The 17,968-nt window shown below is 64.7% G+C and carries 18 protein-coding genes, 1 tRNA gene and 1 pseudogene; 13 read left to right on the top strand and 7 right to left on the bottom strand.

Translation table 11 applies throughout. From position 1 onward, the window contains the following. Positions 1-39: 39 nt before the first annotated feature. The 7 genes and pseudogenes from EPB08_RS07365 to EPB08_RS07340 all read left to right on the top strand — a co-directional run bounded on the left by EPB08_RS07365 (position 40) and on the right by EPB08_RS07340 (position 5,243). Positions 40-1,242: a molybdopterin molybdotransferase MoeA gene (locus EPB08_RS07365; protein ID WP_130618407.1), complete on the top strand. Its 1,203-nt coding sequence runs from the start codon at positions 40-42 to the stop codon at positions 1,240-1,242. Between the two features lies 1 nt (position 1,243). Then, complete coding sequence (gene moaA / locus EPB08_RS07360) at positions 1,244-2,293, top strand: GTP 3',8-cyclase MoaA (protein ID WP_130618406.1); 1,050 nt, start codon at positions 1,244-1,246, stop codon at positions 2,291-2,293. Between the two features lie 73 nt (positions 2,294-2,366). Continuing rightward, positions 2,367-2,861 (top strand): cyclic pyranopterin monophosphate synthase MoaC, encoded by a 495-nt coding sequence (gene moaC, locus EPB08_RS07355; protein WP_267873342.1) that lies wholly within the window; start codon positions 2,367-2,369, stop codon positions 2,859-2,861. Then, positions 2,858-3,457, top strand: coding sequence for an NTP transferase domain-containing protein (locus EPB08_RS07350; RefSeq protein WP_130618405.1), 600 nt, complete (start codon positions 2,858-2,860; stop codon positions 3,455-3,457). Before moaC ends, EPB08_RS07350 begins: the two co-directional genes overlap by 4 nt. Beyond that, on the top strand, positions 3,454-3,696 hold the full coding sequence (locus EPB08_RS07345) for a MoaD/ThiS family protein (protein ID WP_130618404.1): 243 nt from the start codon (positions 3,454-3,456) through the stop codon (positions 3,694-3,696). Before EPB08_RS07350 ends, EPB08_RS07345 begins: the two co-directional genes overlap by 4 nt. Further along, positions 3,696-4,097: pseudogene (locus EPB08_RS21255) on the top strand (molybdenum cofactor biosynthesis protein MoaE); the annotation flags it as partial. The gene EPB08_RS07345 and the pseudogene EPB08_RS21255, both read left to right, overlap by 1 nt. After that, positions 4,074-5,243, top strand: a complete 1,170-nt coding sequence (locus EPB08_RS07340) for a HesA/MoeB/ThiF family protein (protein ID WP_267873345.1) — start codon at positions 4,074-4,076, stop codon at positions 5,241-5,243. The pseudogene EPB08_RS21255 and the gene EPB08_RS07340, both read left to right, overlap by 24 nt. Positions 5,244-5,313: 70 nt before the next feature. On the opposite strand, the gene EPB08_RS07335 is transcribed toward EPB08_RS07340, so the two are convergent. Beyond that, a tRNA-Leu gene (locus tag EPB08_RS07335) sits at positions 5,314-5,398 on the bottom strand. Positions 5,399-5,533: 135 nt separating this feature from the next. Between EPB08_RS07335 and rnr the strand changes: the two genes are divergently transcribed. From rnr to sugE, 4 genes are all read left to right on the top strand, one after another. Then, positions 5,534-8,137 carry a ribonuclease R gene (rnr, locus tag EPB08_RS07330; protein ID WP_130618402.1) on the top strand — a complete coding sequence of 868 codons (2,604 nt, stop codon included), beginning with the start codon at positions 5,534-5,536 and terminating at the stop codon, positions 8,135-8,137. Then, positions 8,134-8,880: a 23S rRNA (guanosine(2251)-2'-O)-methyltransferase RlmB gene (gene rlmB, locus EPB08_RS07325; RefSeq protein WP_130618401.1), complete on the top strand. Its 747-nt coding sequence runs from the start codon at positions 8,134-8,136 to the stop codon at positions 8,878-8,880. Before rnr ends, rlmB begins: the two co-directional genes overlap by 4 nt. Continuing rightward, entirely contained in the window at positions 8,877-9,164 is a 288-nt protein-coding gene (locus EPB08_RS07320; protein ID WP_130618400.1) for a CBU_0592 family membrane protein, read from the top strand. The genes rlmB and EPB08_RS07320 overlap by 4 nt, the downstream gene beginning before the upstream one ends. Positions 9,165-9,290: 126 nt before the next feature. Next, positions 9,291-9,611 (top strand): quaternary ammonium compound efflux SMR transporter SugE, encoded by a 321-nt coding sequence (gene sugE, locus EPB08_RS07315; protein WP_130618399.1) that lies wholly within the window; start codon positions 9,291-9,293, stop codon positions 9,609-9,611. Positions 9,612-9,785: 174 nt separating this feature from the next. Here the strand turns inward: sugE and phoU are convergent, their stop codons facing one another. The 6 genes from phoU to rnt form a co-directional block, all read right to left on the bottom strand. Continuing rightward, positions 9,786-10,517, bottom strand: coding sequence for a phosphate signaling complex protein PhoU (gene phoU, locus EPB08_RS07310; protein WP_130618398.1), 732 nt, complete (start codon positions 10,515-10,517; stop codon positions 9,786-9,788). Between the two features lie 118 nt (positions 10,518-10,635). Next, positions 10,636-11,451, bottom strand: a complete 816-nt coding sequence (gene pstB / locus EPB08_RS07305) for a phosphate ABC transporter ATP-binding protein PstB (RefSeq protein ID WP_130618397.1) — start codon at positions 11,449-11,451, stop codon at positions 10,636-10,638. Beyond that, entirely contained in the window at positions 11,444-12,319 is an 876-nt protein-coding gene (gene pstA / locus EPB08_RS07300; protein ID WP_130618396.1) for a phosphate ABC transporter permease PstA, read from the bottom strand. Before pstA ends, pstB begins: the two co-directional genes overlap by 8 nt. Next, positions 12,319-13,338 (bottom strand): phosphate ABC transporter permease subunit PstC, encoded by a 1,020-nt coding sequence (gene pstC, locus EPB08_RS07295; protein ID WP_130618646.1) that lies wholly within the window; start codon positions 13,336-13,338, stop codon positions 12,319-12,321. Before pstC ends, pstA begins: the two co-directional genes overlap by 1 nt. Before the next feature lie 187 nt (positions 13,339-13,525). Beyond that, positions 13,526-14,548, bottom strand: coding sequence for a phosphate ABC transporter substrate-binding protein PstS (gene pstS / locus EPB08_RS07290; RefSeq protein ID WP_425598243.1), 1,023 nt, complete (start codon positions 14,546-14,548; stop codon positions 13,526-13,528). A 186-nt stretch (positions 14,549-14,734) separates the two neighbouring features. Then, complete coding sequence (gene rnt / locus EPB08_RS07285) at positions 14,735-15,394, bottom strand: ribonuclease T (RefSeq protein WP_130618395.1); 660 nt, start codon at positions 15,392-15,394, stop codon at positions 14,735-14,737. Positions 15,395-15,622: 228 nt separating this feature from the next. On the opposite strand from rnt, the gene EPB08_RS21250 reads away from it, so the two are divergent. Next, the gene (locus EPB08_RS21250; protein WP_130618394.1) at positions 15,623-17,254 is read left to right on the top strand and encodes a coiled-coil domain-containing protein; all 1,632 of its coding nucleotides are present in this window, start codon (positions 15,623-15,625) and stop codon (positions 17,252-17,254) included. A gap of 234 nt (positions 17,255-17,488) precedes the next feature. Next, positions 17,489-17,791: a hypothetical protein gene (locus tag EPB08_RS07275; protein ID WP_130618393.1), complete on the top strand. Its 303-nt coding sequence runs from the start codon at positions 17,489-17,491 to the stop codon at positions 17,789-17,791. Positions 17,792-17,968: the final 177 nt, after the last annotated feature.

The following is a 17,968-nucleotide window of genomic DNA, read 5'->3' as shown; positions in this document are numbered from 1 at the left end:
TTGCCAGCACCTTTTCCGGGTTGCCACCGTGCCATGTCCATGACCGAGTTGATCAGCGTCGCGCAGGCCGAGGCCCTCATTGCCGAACACATGTCGTCGTTCGGCAGCGAGCCGGTGTCGCTGCACGAGGCGGCCGGCCGCATCCTGCGGCAACCGGTGCATGCCGAACACGACCATCCGCCGTTCGACCGCGTGATGATGGATGGCATCGCCATCCGCTGGCATGAAACCCTTCCGCGGGCATTCACCCTGGCAGGCATGCAGCTGGCGGGCATGTCGTTGCAGGCGCTGGTGCCGAGCGATGCCTGCATCGAAGTGACCACCGGCGCCATGCGGCCGACGGGTTGTGATTGCGTGATTCCCGTGGAGCAGACGCGGCGTGAGGGAGAGCTCTATCACCTCGCCGACGGTTATCAGCCGGCGCGTGGGCAATTCATCCATTCGCGTGGCTCCGACTGCGTCGCCGGCGAGCCGTTGCTCGACGTGGGCACACCGATTGGCGCGCCCGAAATCGCGTTGCTTGCCGCGAACGGCTTCGCCCGGGTGGAAGTGGCCTCCATCCCTTCCATCGCCATCCTCTCCACGGGCGATGAACTGGTGGAGGTGGGAGCGTCGCTGGGCGAAGGCCAGATCCGGCGTTCCAATGACATCGCCGTGGCGACCGCGATGCGTCTCCACGGATTCGGGCGAGTCACCATCGATCACGTTGCCGATGACCAGGAGGCAACGCGCGGCAAGCTGGCGAAGCTGCTTGCCGCGCACGATGTGTTGATCCTGTCTGGCGGCGTATCGATGGGGCAGCGTGATTACGTGCCGTCCGCGCTGGAGGCCCTCGAGGTGCGTCGCGTGTTCCATCGCATTGCGCAGAAGCCCGGCAAACCCATGTGGTTCGGCGTGGGATCGAGCGGTCAGGCCGTGTTCGCGTTGCCCGGCAACCCGGTATCCGCGCTGGTATGTGCCATTCGCTATGTGCGTCCGGCTTTGCTGGCCGCCATGGGCACGACGCCGACGCCGATGGAGATGGTCTGCCTGGATGCGGCGATGGATACCAATGTCATGCTGACGAGCTTCGTGCCCGCGCACGTGCACACCGATGCGCAGGGGTTGGTCATGGCTCATCCGGTGCCGTCGCGCACGTCAGGCGATTTCTCGTCGCTGCCGCGTACGCATGGCGTGGTGCAACTTCCGCCCGGACTGGGCCCCGTGCCAGCCGGCACCATTGCAGCGTTCTATCGGTGGTGACATGAGCGTCCTGCATGCCCATCCCGAAGCCTCGGCCGAACTGCCTCAGGACCAGCACGGACGGCCGATGCACGACCTGCGCATCTCGGTGATGGATCGCTGCAACTTCCGTTGCCCGTACTGCATGCCCGAATCCACGTACGGCGAACACTTCACGTTCCTGCGCAACGACGAGCGTCTGAGTTTCGACGAGATCGAGCGTCTGTGCCGGCTGGCGGCGACGCTTGGCGTCAGCAAGCTGCGCCTTACCGGTGGAGAGCCATTGTTGCGGCCGCAACTCGCCGAGCTGGTGTCGCGGCTGCGTCGCATCGATGGCATTACTGATCTGGCGATGACAACCAATGGCGTTCTGCTGGCGCGCCACGCCCGCGAGTTGCGCGACGCCGGGCTCGACCGCATCACGGTGAGCCTCGATACGCTCGATCCGGCGCTGTTCCATCGCATGAGTGGCGGGCGCGGCGCGCTCGGCGATGTGATGGACGGGATCGAGGCGGCGCAGCTCGCCGGATTTCCACACGGCGTGAAGCTCAATACGGTGGTGCAGCGGGGCGTCAACGAAGGCACGGTGACGGAGCTGGTCGAGCGCTTTCGCGGCACCGGCATCGTGGTGCGTTTCATCGAGTATATGGACGTGGGCAACCACAACGCGTGGCGCGCCGACGACGTGGTGCCTTCGCAGGAGCTGATCGAGCGCATCCATGCGCGATGGCCACTGCAGGCTGTACCACCCAAGTATCCGGGCGAGGTCGCCACGCGTTATCGCTTTGTGGACGGGGCAGGGGAGATCGGCATGATCTCGTCCATCAGCCAGCCGTTCTGCGGTGGCTGCACGCGTGCCCGGCTGTCCTCGGAGGGCCAGCTTTACACCTGCCTGTTCGCCACCCGGGGCACCGACCTGCGCAGCCTGATGCGCGATGGTGCCAGCGACGAGGCAATGACCGAATGCCTGCGCAACGTCTGGCTGCGCCGAAGCGACCGCTACAGCGAAGAGCGCGCCGAGCGTCACGGCAGCCGCAAACACAAGATCGAGATGCACTATATCGGCGGGTAGGCCTAAACGGTTTCTTCATGCCGTCGCCTTGCGCCAGGCCGATAATCACGCCATGCCGGAGCTGGAATCCATCGTGACCTCATCTACCGCCAAGCTCACCCACGTCGACGAATCGCAGCAGCCACGCATGGTGGACGTCGGCGCCAAGCCCGTCACCCATCGCGTGGCACAGGCGAGGGCGAGGGTGACATTCCCCGCCGATGTCGCCCAGGCCCTGCGCGATGCCGGCCATGTCACGCGCAAGGGTGCCGTGATCACGGTGGCGCAGATTGCCGGCGTGATGGGTGCCAAGGCAACGCCCCAGCTGATTCCGCTGTGCCATCCGCTGGCCATCGATCGTTGCGACGTGGTCATTCGCATGGAGGGTGACGATGCGCTGATCGACTGCACGGTCTCCTGTCGCGGCAGCACCGGCGTGGAGATGGAGGCGCTCACCGGCGCCAGCGTCGCCGCGCTGACCATCTACGACATGTGCAAGGCGCTGTCGCACGACATCGTGATCGGCGACATCCGCCTGATCGGCAAGAGCGGCGGCAAGCACGATTTCACCGCCACGGAGTCCGCATGAGCGACCGGCAACCACCCCTCTTTGGATTGCTGCTGAGCGGCGGTGCGAGCCAGCGCATGCGCCAGGACAAGGCGGCCTTGCCCTATCGCGGCGAACCGCAACTGCTGCGGGCATGGCGACTGCTGGAAGCTGTCACCGAGCGTGCCTTCCTGTCGGTGCGCGATCAACAGCGCGATGACCCGCTGCGCGCAGGCTTGCCGCAGATCGTGGACAGCTACGACGCCATCGGCCCCGCGGCAGGCATTCTCTCCGCACAGGACCGTTTTCCCGAGGCAGCCTGGCTCGTGCTGGCCTGCGATCTTCCGCTGCTGGACGAAACGACCCTGCAGCAGCTGATCGATGCGCGGGATGCCTCCGCCAGCGCCACGGTGTTCGCGAGTCGTCACGATGGTCTGCCCGAACCGCTCTGCGCGATCTGGGAGCCCTCCAGCCATGCCTTGCTGAAGCAGCGCTATGAGGACGGCAGCTACTGCCCCCGCAAGGCGCTGATCCAGTCGCGCATCGTGCTGTTGCCGGCGCCCGGCGACGCGCTGGACAACGTCAACACGCCCGAAGAGCGCGATGAGATGCAACACCGCATGGAGTTCCAGGCATGACCGTGGTGAACCTGCAGTACTACGCCCAGCTGCGCGAACAGGCCGGTTCGTCCGGTGAGCAGGTGCAGACGGCTGCCACATCGGTGCGCGAACTCTATGACGAGTTGCGGGCGCGCCACGGTTTTTCGCTTGCCGCCGATGCGCTGAAGGTCGCGGTCAATGCGCAATTCAGCGCCTGGGACCGACCCTTGCGAGAGGGTGACACCATTGTCTTCATTCCACCGGTGGCAGGCGGCTGATGCGCTTTCGTCTTTCCAACGTGCAGGTCGATACGGCGCAACAGCGCGAAGGGCTCAAGCACTCCGGCAGCGGCGGATTCTGCGCCTTCGAGGGCTGGGTGCGCGACAGCAATGAAGGGCGCGAGGTGGATGGCCTGGAATACGAGGCCTACGCCGAGCTGGCCGAAGCCGAGGGCGAGCGCATCCTGGCGGAAGCCATCGAGCGTTATGGCGTCACCGATGCCGGCTGCGTCCACCGCACCGGTGACCTCAAGGTGGGCGATCTCGCGGTGTGGATTGGCGTCTCCGCCGCGCATCGCGACGAGGCATTCCGCGCCTGCCGCTACATCATCGACGAGATCAAGCATCGCCTGCCGATCTGGAAGAAAGAGCATTACCTGACCGGTGACACGGCGTGGGTTGCCTGCACCCACGTACACCGGGCGCATGAGCACGAGTCGGATCCTGCGCATCACCATCATCACGAGCCCGGGGCGTTCACACCGGACTACTCGCGACAGGTCCGCCTGCGCGAAGTGGGCGAGGCAGGGCAGTCCAGGCTCGCTGCGGCGCGCATACTGGTGATCGGCGCCGGCGGTCTGGGTTGCCCGGCCATCAGCTATCTCGCTGGCGCAGGCATCGGCACGCTGGGCATTGTCGATGGCGATCGCCTGGAGGCCAGCAACCTGCATCGTCAGACCCTTTACGACACGCGGGACATCGGTGAACTCAAGGCGGAGCTGGCGGCACGACGCGTGGCTGCGCTCAATCCCACCGTGGCTGTGCAGACCTGGACCGAGCCACTGCACGCCGGCAACGCGGTCGAGATCTTCCGCCAGTTCGACCTGGTGCTCGAATGTACCGACGACATGCGCAGTCGCTACCTGAGCAGCGATGCGGCCGTGCTCAGCGGTACGCCGCTGGTTCTCGCCAGCGTCTACCAGTACGAAGGACAGCTGCAGGTGGTAACGGCACAGCCGGGTACACCGTGCCTGCGCTGCCTGTGGCCGCTCGAGCCTGCGCCCGAGGCTGTGGGCAGCTGCGTGCAGTCCGGTGTGCTTGGTCCGGTGCCCGGCATGTTCGGCACGATGCAGGCGATGGAGGCGTTGAAGCTCCTGCTCGACTTGCCACGCCCCTGCGAACCGGCCTTGTTGCTGCTCAATCTGCTCGACTACACGACGACCCGTCTGCCCATCGACGTGGCGCAGGGTTGTGCTGCGCATGGCGGTTGCGTCGCGGTTGCGCGGCAGGCCGTGGCCCTGGTGCAGTCGCAAAGCGACATCGACGTGGTGTTCGGGCGGCTGGAAGACGCCTTGGCGGCAGGCTATCGACTGGTCGACCTGCGCGAAGCAGGCGAGATCGCGATCGAGCCGCTGGAGCTGCCGTCGCTGCAGGTTCCCTCCGCGCAGGTGATGGCGCACGTGGCGGAACTTGCAGAAGGGCGGACGCTATTGATCTGCGCCAGCGGCCGACGCAGCGGACACGCGGCGCGACTGTTGCGCGCGGAAGGTCTCGAACATGTGCATTCACTGGTCGGCGGGTTGAGTGCGCTGCGTGTCATCAGCTGAGCTGGCGATGGCGCAGAGCCCGAACGACAGAAACGAAAAAGCCCGCATCGCTGCGGGCTTCTTCTATAATTGGTGCCCAGGAGAGGACTCGAACCTCCACGGTTTTACCCGCTAGTACCTGAAACTAGTGCGTCTACCAATTCCGCCACCTGGGCAGGTGTCACGCTGTGCTTTTTGAGCTGCGTGAGCCGCGTAGATTAGGCATGTGTCGGTGAGTTGTCAACTATTCTTTCACTGATTTTTGATCGGCCCGCGTTGCTCGCGGGCCGGCCCTAGCAAAAGGCATGGATGTGACCCGAAAAAAAGAACCACGCAATCGCAAGCAGGACGCCAAAACCAGCCCCGTCGCGCTGAAGAAGAGCGCACGACGCTCGGCACTCGACCCGTCGAAAGTACGGGAAGGCCGGGTGGGCGATCCGCATGCCGAACGCGAGGCACAACGTTATGAACGCCCCATCCCCAGTCGCGAGGCCATCCTTGGGCTGCTGGAATCGCGGGGCGAACTGCTGACCGAGGCGCGCATCGCCGAAGCACTCTCCCTTGCCGACGAGTACGAGCTCAATGCCCTGCGCAAGCGCCTGGGTGCGATGGTGCGCGACGGACAGTTGCTGCTCGGTCGTCGTGGCGGTTACGCGCCGGCGAACAAGCTGGACCTGATTCCCGGTGTCGTGCTGGCGAATGCGGAGGGCTACGGCTTCCTGCGACCGGACGACGGCGGCGACGACCTCTACCTGTCCCCGCAACAGATGCGCCTGGTGTTGCATGGCGATCGCGTGCTGGCCAGTGTGGTCGGCATCGACCGTCGCGGCCGCAAGCAAGGCGCCATTGTTGAAGTGCTGCAGCGGCGTTCGCCGCGCCTGGTCGGTCGCGTGGTGCTGGAGGATGGCGTGATGCTGGTGGCGCCGGACGACCGTCGCCTCCACCAGGACGTGATGATCCAGCCGGGACAGGACATGGGAGCGCGCTCCGGGCAGATCGTCGTGGTTGAGATTACCCAGCCACCGTCAGCCCACCGCGGCCCGCTCGGTGCGATTCGCGCGGTTCTGGGGGAACGCCTGCAGCCATCGTTGCTGGTGGAGATGGCGATCGCCAGCCATGACCTGCCGCACGACTGGCCGGATGCGGTCACGCGCGACGCGGCCCAGGTGGAACCGCAGGTGACGGCCGCCGAGCGCGAGGGACGTATGGACCTGCGGTCGCTGCCGCTGGTGACCATCGACGGTGCGGACGCCAGGGACTTCGACGACGCCGTGTACGCGGAACCGCGCCGTGGCGGTGGCTACCGCCTGGTGGTCGCCATTGCCGACGTATCGCATTACGTGAAGGTGGGCTCGGCGCTGGACAAGGAAGCCTACGAGCGCAGCACATCGACCTATTTTCCGGGCTTCGTGGTGCCGATGTTGCCGGAGACGCTCTCCAACGGCATCTGCTCGCTGAACCCCAAGGTCGAGCGCCTGTGCATGGTGTGCGACATGGTCGTGGACACCGAAGGCGCGGTGGTCAAGTCGAAGTTCTACGACGCGGTGATGCGTTCGCATGCACGCCTGACCTACGACCGCGTGTGGCAGGCCATCGGGCTCGAGGACGCCGATGCGCGCCACGAACTGGCCGACGTCATGCCCCAGCTGGAGCATCTGCACGGCCTGTATAAGCTGATGGCAGCGCAACGCAAGCGTCGCGGCGCGATCGACTTCGAGACGCCCGAGGTGAAGTTCCGCCTGGACCAGCGCGGCGAAGTGGAGGCCATGGGCGCCACCGAGCGCAACGATGCGCACAAGCTGATCGAGGAATGCATGATCGCCGCCAACGTGCAGGCGGCATTGTTCCTCGAGAAGAAAAAGATTCCGGCCTTGTTCCGCGCGCACGAGCCGCCGCCGGTGGAGAAGTACGAGGATCTCCAGCAGTTCCTGCGCGAGTTCAAGCTGCGCATGCCGCCGGTGGAAGAGGTGACCCCGGCCGACTTCGCCGACATCCTTCGGCTGGTGCACGACCGTCCCGAGCGCGAGCTGATCCAGTCGGTGCTGCTGCGTGCGCAGAGCATGGCCGCGTATCAGCCGGACAATCGCGGGCATTTCGGTCTCGCCCTTGAGGCGTATGCGCATTTCACCTCGCCGATCCGTCGCTATCCGGATCTGCTGGTGCATCGTGCGATCCGTTACGCCATCACCGGCGGCAAGCCCTCGGGCTACAGCTATACCCCCACCGAGATGGCGGCCATGGCCGTGCATTGCTCGCAGCGCGAGCGCCGTGCGGAAGAGGCCGAGCGCGACGTGGACGAGCGCTTCAAGTGCGCGTGGATGTCCAAGCATGTGGGCAGCGAGTTCGCCGGTACGGTCACCGGCGTCACCTCGTTCGGCCTGTTCGTCGAACTGGACGAATCGAAGGTGTCGGGGCTGGTGCACATCAGCCAGCTCTCCAACGACTACTACCACTTCGATCCCGTGCGCCATCTGTTGAAGGGCGAGCGCAGCGGCGCTCAGTTCCGATTGGGCGACCACGTGCGGGTGCAGGTGCTGCGCGCTTCGCTGGAAGACCGCAAGATCGACTTCCGCCTCGTTTCGCCGCGCAAGGAAAAGGCCGTCGAGCCGCCGCGCGGCGAGCGTCGCTACGACTACGCCGCTGCGGGCGAGCGCTATTCGCTGCCGCAGAAGGGACGCAAGGCGACGGAGCGCCCCGCGCCGCGCGATAATGCCGCCCCCGCCGTGACGCTGCCGCCGCTGCCACCGGCCGGGCGCAAGACGCCTTCGAAGGCCGTCGGCAAGCCGGCCGAGGGAGGAGGCGTGTTCGCCAAGGTAAAGTCGGCGGCCAAGGACAAGCTGAAGGCCGCGAAGGCGGCGGCGTCCCAGGCCACCTCCAAGGTCCGCAAGACCAGCAAGAAGAAAGGTAAACGATGAGTGAGAGTTGGATCGTCGGGATCAACCCGGTCGAAGGCGCGCTGAGCAACGACGCATCGCGCGTACGCGAGCTGCTGGTGGAGCAGGGGCAGCGCAATGCGCGCGTGCAGGAACTGGCCACGCGCGCCAAGGCGCTGAACATCCCGGTGCATCATCGCCCGCGCGAACAGCTCGACAAGCTGGCGGGTGAGGCGCGTCACCAGGGCATCGTGGCGCTTTACGAAGCGCCGCCGATGGGGGGCGAGAACGATATCACCGGCCTGCTCGAGGCTGCCGGCAATGATGCGCTGGTGCTGGTGCTGGATGGCGTCACCGATCCGCACAACCTCGGCGCGTGCCTGCGCAGCGCTGCTGCGGCGAAGGTCACCATGGTCATCGTGCCCAAGGATCGGGCCGTGGGCCTCACTCCCGTGGTGCGTCGCGCGTCGGCGGGCGGCGCCGATCGCGTGCCGCTGATTGCAGCGACCAACCTCGCACGTGCCTTGCGCACGCTCAAGGATGCGGGAGTGTGGATCACGGGCTTGGCTGGCGACACTGATACGTCCCTCTACAGCATCGACATGAAGGGGCCGGTGGCGCTCGTGCTCGGCAGTGAAGGCGAGGGCATGCGCCGGCTCACGCGTGAAACCTGCGATTTCGTCGCGAAGATCCCGATGCCGGGTGTGATGGAGAGCCTCAACGTCTCCGTTGCCGCCGGCGTGGTGTTGTTCGAGGCTTTACGTCAAAGGAGTGAAAAGCGATGACCTTCCTGTGGCATGACTGGTGTGGTTATGTCGGCGTGGTGCTGGTATTGCTCGCGTTCCTGTTGCTGCAGGCCCACAAGCTGCACGGCAACGGCTTGCTGTACCAGCTGATGAACGTACTGGGTGCGCTGGGGGTGATCCTGTCGCTGGTGTTCGGCGTAGCGATGAACTGGCCCGCGTTCCTGATGCAGGTCGCGTGGATCGTCATCGGCGTCTACGGCATCGTGCATTCCGCTCGCGCACGGCGCGAGGCCCGTGAGCTGGGCAGCAAGATCACATCCTGAAAGGGCATTCAGGCGGCTCATGTAGAATGACGTGACTGGCCCTGCAATGGGGCCAGTCTGCGGGGACGGCCCCGCATGCATGCTTTATCGCGGGGACGACCCTGCTCTTTCCAGAGGAGCAGTCTCATGCCCTGGATCTATCTTGCCCTTGCCGGACTGTTTGAAGTGGTCTGGGCGGTGGGGCTCAAATACACCGAAGGTTTCAGCCGGTTGTGGCCCAGTGTGGTCACTGTGTCGGCGATGACGGCCAGCATCATTCTGCTGGCGATGGCAGTGAAGACGCTGCCGATCGGGACGGCTTATGCGATCTGGACCGGTATCGGCGCGGTGGGCGCGGTGCTGCTCGGTATCGTGTTGTTTGGCGATTCGGCGTCGCCGTTGCGGTTGGCGTGCGTCGGGCTGGTGGTGTTGGGGATGGTGGGGTTGAAGATCACCAGTGGGCATTGACGCCGGAGACGACTAATTCCCATCTTTCATTGAGCATGAACGGAGGAATCCTTCTCCCTGCGGGAGAAGGTGCCGGTAGGCGGATGAGGGTGCGGGCGAAGCGAAGGGTGGGAGGCTACGCAAGCCTCGCACCCTCTCCCCAACCCCTCTCCCAATGGGAGAGGGGCTCAGAGATCAGTCCTTGTTGCCCAGCTTGGTCAGCTCGGGATTCGAGGTGAAATCACGCTTGGCGCGCTGCGCCGTCAGCGGTTCGCCGTTGACCTGATACCAGATGCTTTCGGCGATGTTCGTCGCGTGATCGCCGATGCGCTCGATGTTCTTCGCCATGAACAGCAGGTGCGTGCACGGCGTGATGTTGCGCGGGTCTTCCATCATGTAGGTGAGCAGCTGGCGGAAATAGCCGGTATAGGCTTCGTCCAGCTCGGCGTCGTCCTTCCACACCTGGTAAGCACGTTCGGCGTCGCGGTCGCGGTAGGCGATCAGCACGTCGCGCACTTCCTGCGCGGCCAGTTCGGCGAGGTAGCCCAGGCCGCTGGTCGGGCTGACCGGCGCCACCATCGACAGCGGGATGGAGCGCTTGGCCACGTTGGCGGCGTAGTCGCCGATGCGCTCGATGTCGGCCGCGATGCGCAGGGCCGCGAACACGTTGCGCAGGTCGCCGGCGATCGGCGCGCGCAGCGCCAGCAGGCGTACCACGTCGTGGCTGATTTCCTGCTCCAGCAGGTCGATGGCGTCGTCGTTGTTGACCACGTGCTGCGCGGCGCGCTCGTCACGGCGGTCGATCACGTCGATGGCCGCTTCCAGCTGGCTCACCGCGAGCTCGCCCATGCGAACGATTTCGCCGGTGAGGCGGGTCAGCTCGTCGTCGTAGCTCTTGATGATGTGTTCTTTGCTGCTGCCGCTCATGTGGATTCTCGTGCGATGAGTTGGAGCAAGTGAAGGTTGCCGCAAGACTGGCCCCTCACCCCAGCCCTCTCTCCCACGGGGACTACCTTCGGGTCGCCCAGAGGGGAGAGGGATAAAGTTAGCCGAAGCGACCGGTGATGTAGTCTTCGGTCTGCTTCTTGCTCGGCTTGGTGAAGATCTGTTCGGTACGGTCGAACTCGATCAGCTCGCCCAGGTACATGAAGGCAGTGAGGTCCGAACAGCGGGCCGCCTGCTGCATGTTGTGGGTGACGATGACGATGGTGTACTCGTTCTTGAGTTCTTCCACCAGCTGTTCGATGCGGCCGGTGGCGATCGGGTCCAGTGCCGAGGTCGGCTCGTCCAGCAGCAGCACTTCGGGCTTCAGCGCGATGCCGCGGGCGATGCACAGGCGCTGCTGCTGGCCGCCGGAGAGGCCGAGCGCGCTCTGCTTGAGCTTGTCCTTCACTTCGTCCCACAGCGCGGCGCTGCGCAGCGCCTGCTCGACGCGGATGTCCATGTCGGCGCGCGAGAGCTTCTCGTGGTGGCGGATGCCGTAGGCCACGTTCTCGAAGATGGTCATCGGGAACGGCACCGGCTTCTGGAACACCATGCCGACCTTGCTGCGCAGGCGGTTCATGGAATAGCTGGCGTCGAGGATGTTCTCGCCATCCAGCACGATCTCGCCCTTGGCTTCCAGCTTCGGGTAGATCGCATAAATGCGGTTGAAGATGCGCAGCAGGGTCGACTTGCCGCAACCGGACGGGCCGATGATGGCCGTCACCTTCTTCTCCGGAATATCCATGCTGATGCCTTTCAGCGCATGGAAACCGTTGTAGTAGAAGTGCAGGTCGCGCACCTGGATCTTGGTGGGCGCGATCGGGGCAGGCGTGGCCGCGGACTGCGGATGGATGCCGGCGGCGGCGGACTCAGTCATGGGACACCTTGTTGCGTGAAAGGACCAGACGGGAAGCAAGGCTCAGCAGCAGCACGAACATGGTGAGCACGAACGCACCGGCCCAGGCGATGGCGTGCATCGCCTCGCCCGGATCGTTGGCGTACTGGTAGATCACCTGGGGCAGGCTGGACATCTTGTCCATCGGGTTGGCGGTCATGTAGTTGTTGCCGAACGCAGTGAACAGCAGTGGCGCGGTTTCGCCGCTGATGCGCGCGAGCGCCAGCAGTACGCCGGTGATGATGCCCGAGCGCGCCGAGCGCACCAGGATCTGCGTGGTCAGCTTCCACTGCGGGATGCCCAGCGACAGCGAGGCTTCGCGCAGGGTGGAGGGCACCAGGCGCAGCATTTCGTCGGTGGTGCGCACGATCACCGGCAGGGCGATCAGCGCCAGCGCCACGCCGCCGGCCAGGCCGGAGAAGGTGGTGTTGCCGGAGGTGAGCGCCGTGGTCGGCAACACGATGATGGTGTAGACGAACAGGCCCAGCACGATCGACGGCGCCGACAGCAGGATGTCGTTGAGGAAGCGGATCGACTCGCCCAGGCGCGTGCGATTGGCGTACTCGGCCAGCCATGCACCGGCCATCACGCCGATCGGCGTGGCGATGAGGATGCCGATGAGATTGATGATCAGGCTGCCGACCATGGCGTTGGCCAGGCCGCCGTCCTCGCCGTAGGCGGTGATCTTGGTGAACAGCTTGGGCGTCAGGGCGCCGAGGCCCTGGCGCAGCGTTTCCCACAGGATCCAGGCCAGGAAAATCAGGCCAAGCACCGTGGCCATCGTGCTGAGCGTCAGCGCCAGCGCGTTGGTGAAGCGGCGGCGCAGATACAGGCTGGAATTGCCGGCCATCAGCGACCCTCCTTGTGGGCGAGCTGGCGCAGCATCCAGCGGGCGATCAGCAGCACGATGAAGGTCACCACGAACAGCAGGAACGCCAGCGCCATCAGCGTGGACTTCTGCAGGCCCGCGGCCTCGCTGAACTGGTTGGCGATGGTCGAGGCGATCGATGCACCCGGATCGAGGATGGATGCAGAGAACTGCATGGCGTTGCCGAGCACGAAGGTCACCGCCATCGTCTCGCCCAGCGCGCGGCCGAGGCCGAGGAAGATGCCGCCGATTACGGCCGAGCGTGTGTAGGGCAGCACGATGTCCCAGGACACTTCCCAGGTGCTGGAACCCAGCGCATAGGCCGACTCCTTCAGGCGCGTCGGCACCGTCTGGAACACTTCGCGCATCACTGAGGAGATGAACGGGATGATCATCACTGCCAGCACAATGCCGGCGGTGAGCACGCTGGCGCCGAACGGGTAGTCGCTGCCGAACAGCTTGCCGATGAAGGGCACGTGCGCGGCCACCCACGACAGCTTGCCGTCGTCGGGCTTGTCGCCCAGGTAGTTGGTGAGCCACGGCTTGATGTGGTCGGCGAAGAAGGGCGCAAAGATGAAGAGGCCCCACATGCCATAGATGATCGAAGGGATGCCGGCGAGCAGTTCGATGGCCGAAGCCACCGGGGTGCGCAGCCATGCGGGGGCCACTTCGGAGAGATAGAGCGCGACGCCGAAGCTGATCGGCACGGCGATGATCAGGGCGATCACCGAGGTGGCAATGGTGCCGTAGACAGGAACGAGCGCGCCGTAGGTATCCGTACTCGGATCCCACGCCGAACTGATCAGGAAATGCCAGCCGAAGGTGGCGAACGCGTGGCGACCGCCCCACAGCGTGGCGCCGGCCGCGCCGAGCAGGCTGGCCAGCACGAGCAACGCGCAACCCTTGAGCAGCCAGGAGAACAGGCGGTCATGTCGCGCATCGCGATGCGCGCGTTCCTCCTGGACCATGGTCGAGGCGACGGCGCCTACATTCGCTTGCATGTGATTGCGATCCCTCTCGTGGCTGCCGGCCAGGCGATGCAGGCCCAGCCGATCATTGACGATGCGCCGTTGCGAGGCGCCTTTCAACAACAGGCCGCCCGAGGTGAGTCGGGCGGCCATGCCGTGCGATCAAGTCCAAGGGTAGGGCCCGCCGGTTGCCGTAGCATGACCGGCGAGACGTGACGCCTTAGTGCTTGTACTCGGTGCTCCAGTAAGCCTCGATCTTCTTGACCAGGCTGTCCGGCAGCGCGACGTAGTCGAGCGAGGCGGCGTCCTTCTGGCCGTTCTCCAGCGCCCACTTGAAGAATTCGAAGGCCACCTTGGTGTGCTCGGCGTTCTTCGGCTTCTTGTACATCACCACCCAGGTGGTCGCGGTGATCGGCCATGCCTGCGCACCCGGCGCGTTGGTCATGATCACGTTGAAGTCCTTGGCGCTGCCCCAGTCGGCGGTGGCAGCGGCAGCGGCGAAGGCATCGGCGCTCGGCGCGATGACCTGGCCAGCGGCGTTCTTCAGGTTCACCCAGCTGATCTTGTTCTTCACGGCATAGGCGTATTCGACGTAGCCGATCGAACCCTTGATCTGCTTGACGTACTGAGACACGCCTTCGTTGCCCTTGCCGCCCACGCCGGTCGGCCAGTCAACGGCGGTGCCGAACTTCACCTTGCCAGCCCATTCCGGGCTCACCTTCGACAGGTAGTTGGTGAAGTTGAACGAGGTGCCCGAACCGTCCGAGCGGTGCACGACCGTGATCTTGCCGGCCGGCAGGTTCAGGCCGGCGTTCAGCGCGGCGATCTTGGGATCGTTCCACTGCGTGATCTTGCCGAGGAAGATGTCGGCGAGCGTGGCGCCGTCCAGCTTGATCTGGCCGGCTTCGATGCCGTTGATGTTGACCACCGGCACGATGCCGCCGACCACGACCGGGAACTGGCCCAGGCCGAACTGCGCGAGGTCTTCAGCCTTCACCGGTGCGTCGGTCGCGCCGAAGTCGATGGTGCCTTCCTTGATCTGGGCCACGCCGGCGCCCGAGCCGACGGACTGGTAGTTGAGCTTGTTGCCGGTCTTCTCGGCATAGCCCGCGGACCACTTCGAGAGCACCGGGTAGACGAAGCTCGAGCCAGCGCCCGTGATGTCGGTGGCCTGTGCGGCCATGCCGAACATCGAGGCCGCGGCGAACACGGCGGTGGTGAGGTATTTGGTTGAGGTCAACACGGTGGCTCCTTTGAGCGATAAGGGTCTCGGGGGATTCCCGCCCGCCGCTATTTCATGCGTGCCGTGTTGCAATGAAATGAGTTCAATGTTTCAGCTATATGACAATGCGCAAGACTTGTCATATGGCGCTGATAAAAAAGGGATTAAGGCGACACCCCGGAAACGCCCCCGGGGCGGCTTTTGCCTTTACATCGACTCAATGCCGATCTGCTCGCGCTCGAATACCTCGAGGCGGCGCCAGCGGTTGACGATGGTGCAGAACAGTTCGGCCGTGCGCTCGGCGTCGTAAATGGCCGAGTGCGCCTCGCGCGTATCAAAAGGAATGCCAGCCGCCTGCACGGCCTTGCTGAGCACCGTCTGGCCGAATGCCAGGCCGCTCAGGGTGGCGGTATCGAAGCAGCTGAAGGGGTGGAAGGGGTTGCGCTTGTGCCCCACGCGGCGCACCGCGGCATTGAGGAAACCCAGGTCAAAGGCCGCGTTGTGCCCCACCAGGATGGCGCGCTGGCAATCCATGTCACGCATGGCGTCGCGGATGGGCTTGAACACGTGGTCCAGCGCCAGACGCTCGTCCAGCGCGCCGCGCAGCGGGTTGTCCGGGTCGATACCGGTGATTTCCAGCGCACGCGGATCGATGTTGGCGCCGGGAAACGGCTCCACATGGGCCGCCACGGCGGGCATCGGCTGCAGATAGCCTTCGGGTGTCATGCGCAGGATGACGGCGGCGATTTCCAGCAGCGCGTCGCGCTCGGAGTCGAAGCCACCGGTTTCCACGTCCACGATGACCGGCAGGAAGCCGCGAAAGCGCTCGGCCATGCGGCCGGCCATGCTGTTGCAGAGGTTTTCCATCCCGCAAGCATAGCAGCCACTGCCAGGTGGCCGTGGCCCGGTGCTCAGGGCAGGGCGCTCGTTAGCTCTCCGTTGGCGGGCTCCAGCAGACCGATGTCTTGGTTCTGTCACATAACGTGCATCTAACGGTAAAGACGCGGCCGCATCCTGCGCTCCGATCGTGCTTGGACGGCCGGAGATCGAAAGGGGGCGGTCCAGGTGGTTCCTACCTACATGCGGAGAATATCCATGCGTTCCAAGTTGCTCGCGGTAGCCGTTGCTGCCGGTTTGGGCGTTACCAGCTTTCACGTGATGGCCGATCCGGCCCAGGCGAACTCGAAGACCACGCAGTCGTCGCAGTCCGCTGAAATCGAAGCGCTGAAGGCCCAGTTGCAGGCCCTGCAGGCGAAGGTGGTCGAGCTGGAGCAGCGTACGGATGCTCAGTCCGACATCAACGTGTCCACCGGCCAGGCCGTGGAGCAGGTGCAGAAACAGGTCGCCGCGACCGACACCCAGGTGAAGAAGTCGGCTGACAAGATCGCCTACAAGGGCGTGAACATCACGCTCGGTGGCTTCCTGGCGGCTGAAACGATCTACCGTTCGGCCCAGGAAGGCGCGGACATCGCCTCCAACTACAGCGCGATGCCGTACAAGAACGTGCAGACCGCGCACATGAGCGAGTTCCGCATGAGCGCCCGCCAGAGCCGCCTGTCGGCCCTCGCGCAGGGTGACGTGAACCCGAACACCCATCTCGCCGGTTACATCGAAATGGACTTCCTGGGCGGCGCCCAGACCGCGAACTCGAACGAGTCCAACTCGTTCAATCCGCGCATGCGCAACGTCTACATGACCTCCGACTGGGACAACGAAGGCCTGCACCTGCTGGCCGGCCAGAACTGGTCGCTGCTGACGCTCAACGCCAAGGGCATCATCCCGCGCACCGAGCAGATGCCGCCGCAGATCGACGCACAGTACATCCCGGGCTTCACCTGGGCGCGTCAGGCGCAGATCCGCCTGGTCAAGGATTGGGACAAGAAGTACTGGCTGGGTATCTCGCTCGAGAATCCGCAGACCACGTTCTACTCCAGCCCGAACCAGGCCAATGCGCCGGTGCAGCAGACGGCTTACAACATCGGTGCAGGCTCGGGCTTCGACTCGGCCAACACGCTGTCGCTCAACCACATGCCGGACGTGATCGTGAAGTTCGCCGCCGATCCGGGCTTTGGTCATTACGAAGTGTTCGGCCTGGGCCGCGCCTTCTACAACCGTTATGCCGTCAACGGCTCGTACCAGAACCACGACACCTACGGCGGTGGCTGGGGTCTGGGCGCGATCATGCCGCTCATCGACAAGACCCTGGATTGGCAGATCTCGGGCATGTCTGGCAAGGGCATCGGCCGCTACGGCAGCACCCAGCTGCCTGACGTGACCTTCTCGCCCCAGGGCAACCTGGCTCCGATCAAGGAAAGCATGATCCTGACGGGCCTGACCTGGCACGCCAACCCGGACATCGACGTCTACCTGTTCGGCGGCCGCGAGTCGACGAGCAAGAAGGACTTCATTGCTTCGAAGAACGGCGCCCTCGTGCAGCTCGGCTACGGCAACCCGGCCTACAACAACAGCGGATGCGACACCACCGGTGCCGCTGCGGCCACCTGCGTGGGCAACGCCAAGGACATCTGGCAGGGCACCGCCGGCTTCTGGTGGAAGTTCTACCAGGGCAAGTTCGGCAAGATGCAGTTCGGTGCGCAGTACTCGCACACCGAGAAGGAAGCGTTTGCTGGCCAGGGCTTCGTCAACGGCGTGCTCACCAACGGTGCCGCTTCGCCGAAGGCCAAGGAAGACATGTTCTTCACCTCCTTCCGCTACTACCCGTTCTAAGCAACCGCACGACTATCGCAACGGAGTTCGACCCAAGGATGGAGAGACGGCGGGCATTGCCCGCCGTCTCTTTTTTTCGCGCTGCTCATTGGATGGCTAAACGCTTCCTGAGTTTGCGCACGGAACATGTCATGAAATCATCGCAAACACTTGCGATTCATGACTGCTTTCCGATAGTTTTGATGCATGACTTCGCGTCGCCTCTCTTCTCCTTTCGCCGTATGGCTCGCCTACGTGTTCAGCCTGTTGCTGCTGATCGGCGTGCCTGTGCGGCCATTGCCTGCGTCGACGCCGACACAGGCAGGAGAGAAGTGTGCGCTTGTCATCTCGATGGCCGATGACGTGCAGAACGACGCCGATTCATCCGGGCAGTCTTCGCTCGAAGACAACACCGGCGGCGGGATGGATGACATCCTGCATCCATTCGATACCGCGCATTTGTGGGCTCCCATGCCCATCGGTCCTCCCGTTGCCGGCGCCCACGATGTGGGGCCGCACGCGCCTTCCCGGCTGCTACGCCCGCCCGAAGCGGTCTGATCGACGCCACCGCCCCGTGAAGGGCATGCACGATTCTTTCCGCGTGCATGACATGCCGGTGTCTACCTCCCTGAGTCGTTGATTGCTGCGCGCTGCGTGCGCCTGCGGCCCGTCACGGCCATTCCAACCATCCAAGTCTTTCGGTGCCGCGTCGGCGCATGCCGCGTCGTGGGCATC

The organism is Dyella amyloliquefaciens, from assembly GCF_004296575.1.
Lineage (GTDB): Bacteria > Pseudomonadota > Gammaproteobacteria > Xanthomonadales > Rhodanobacteraceae > Dyella > Dyella amyloliquefaciens.
This window is presented reverse-complemented; position numbering and strand designations above follow the sequence as displayed.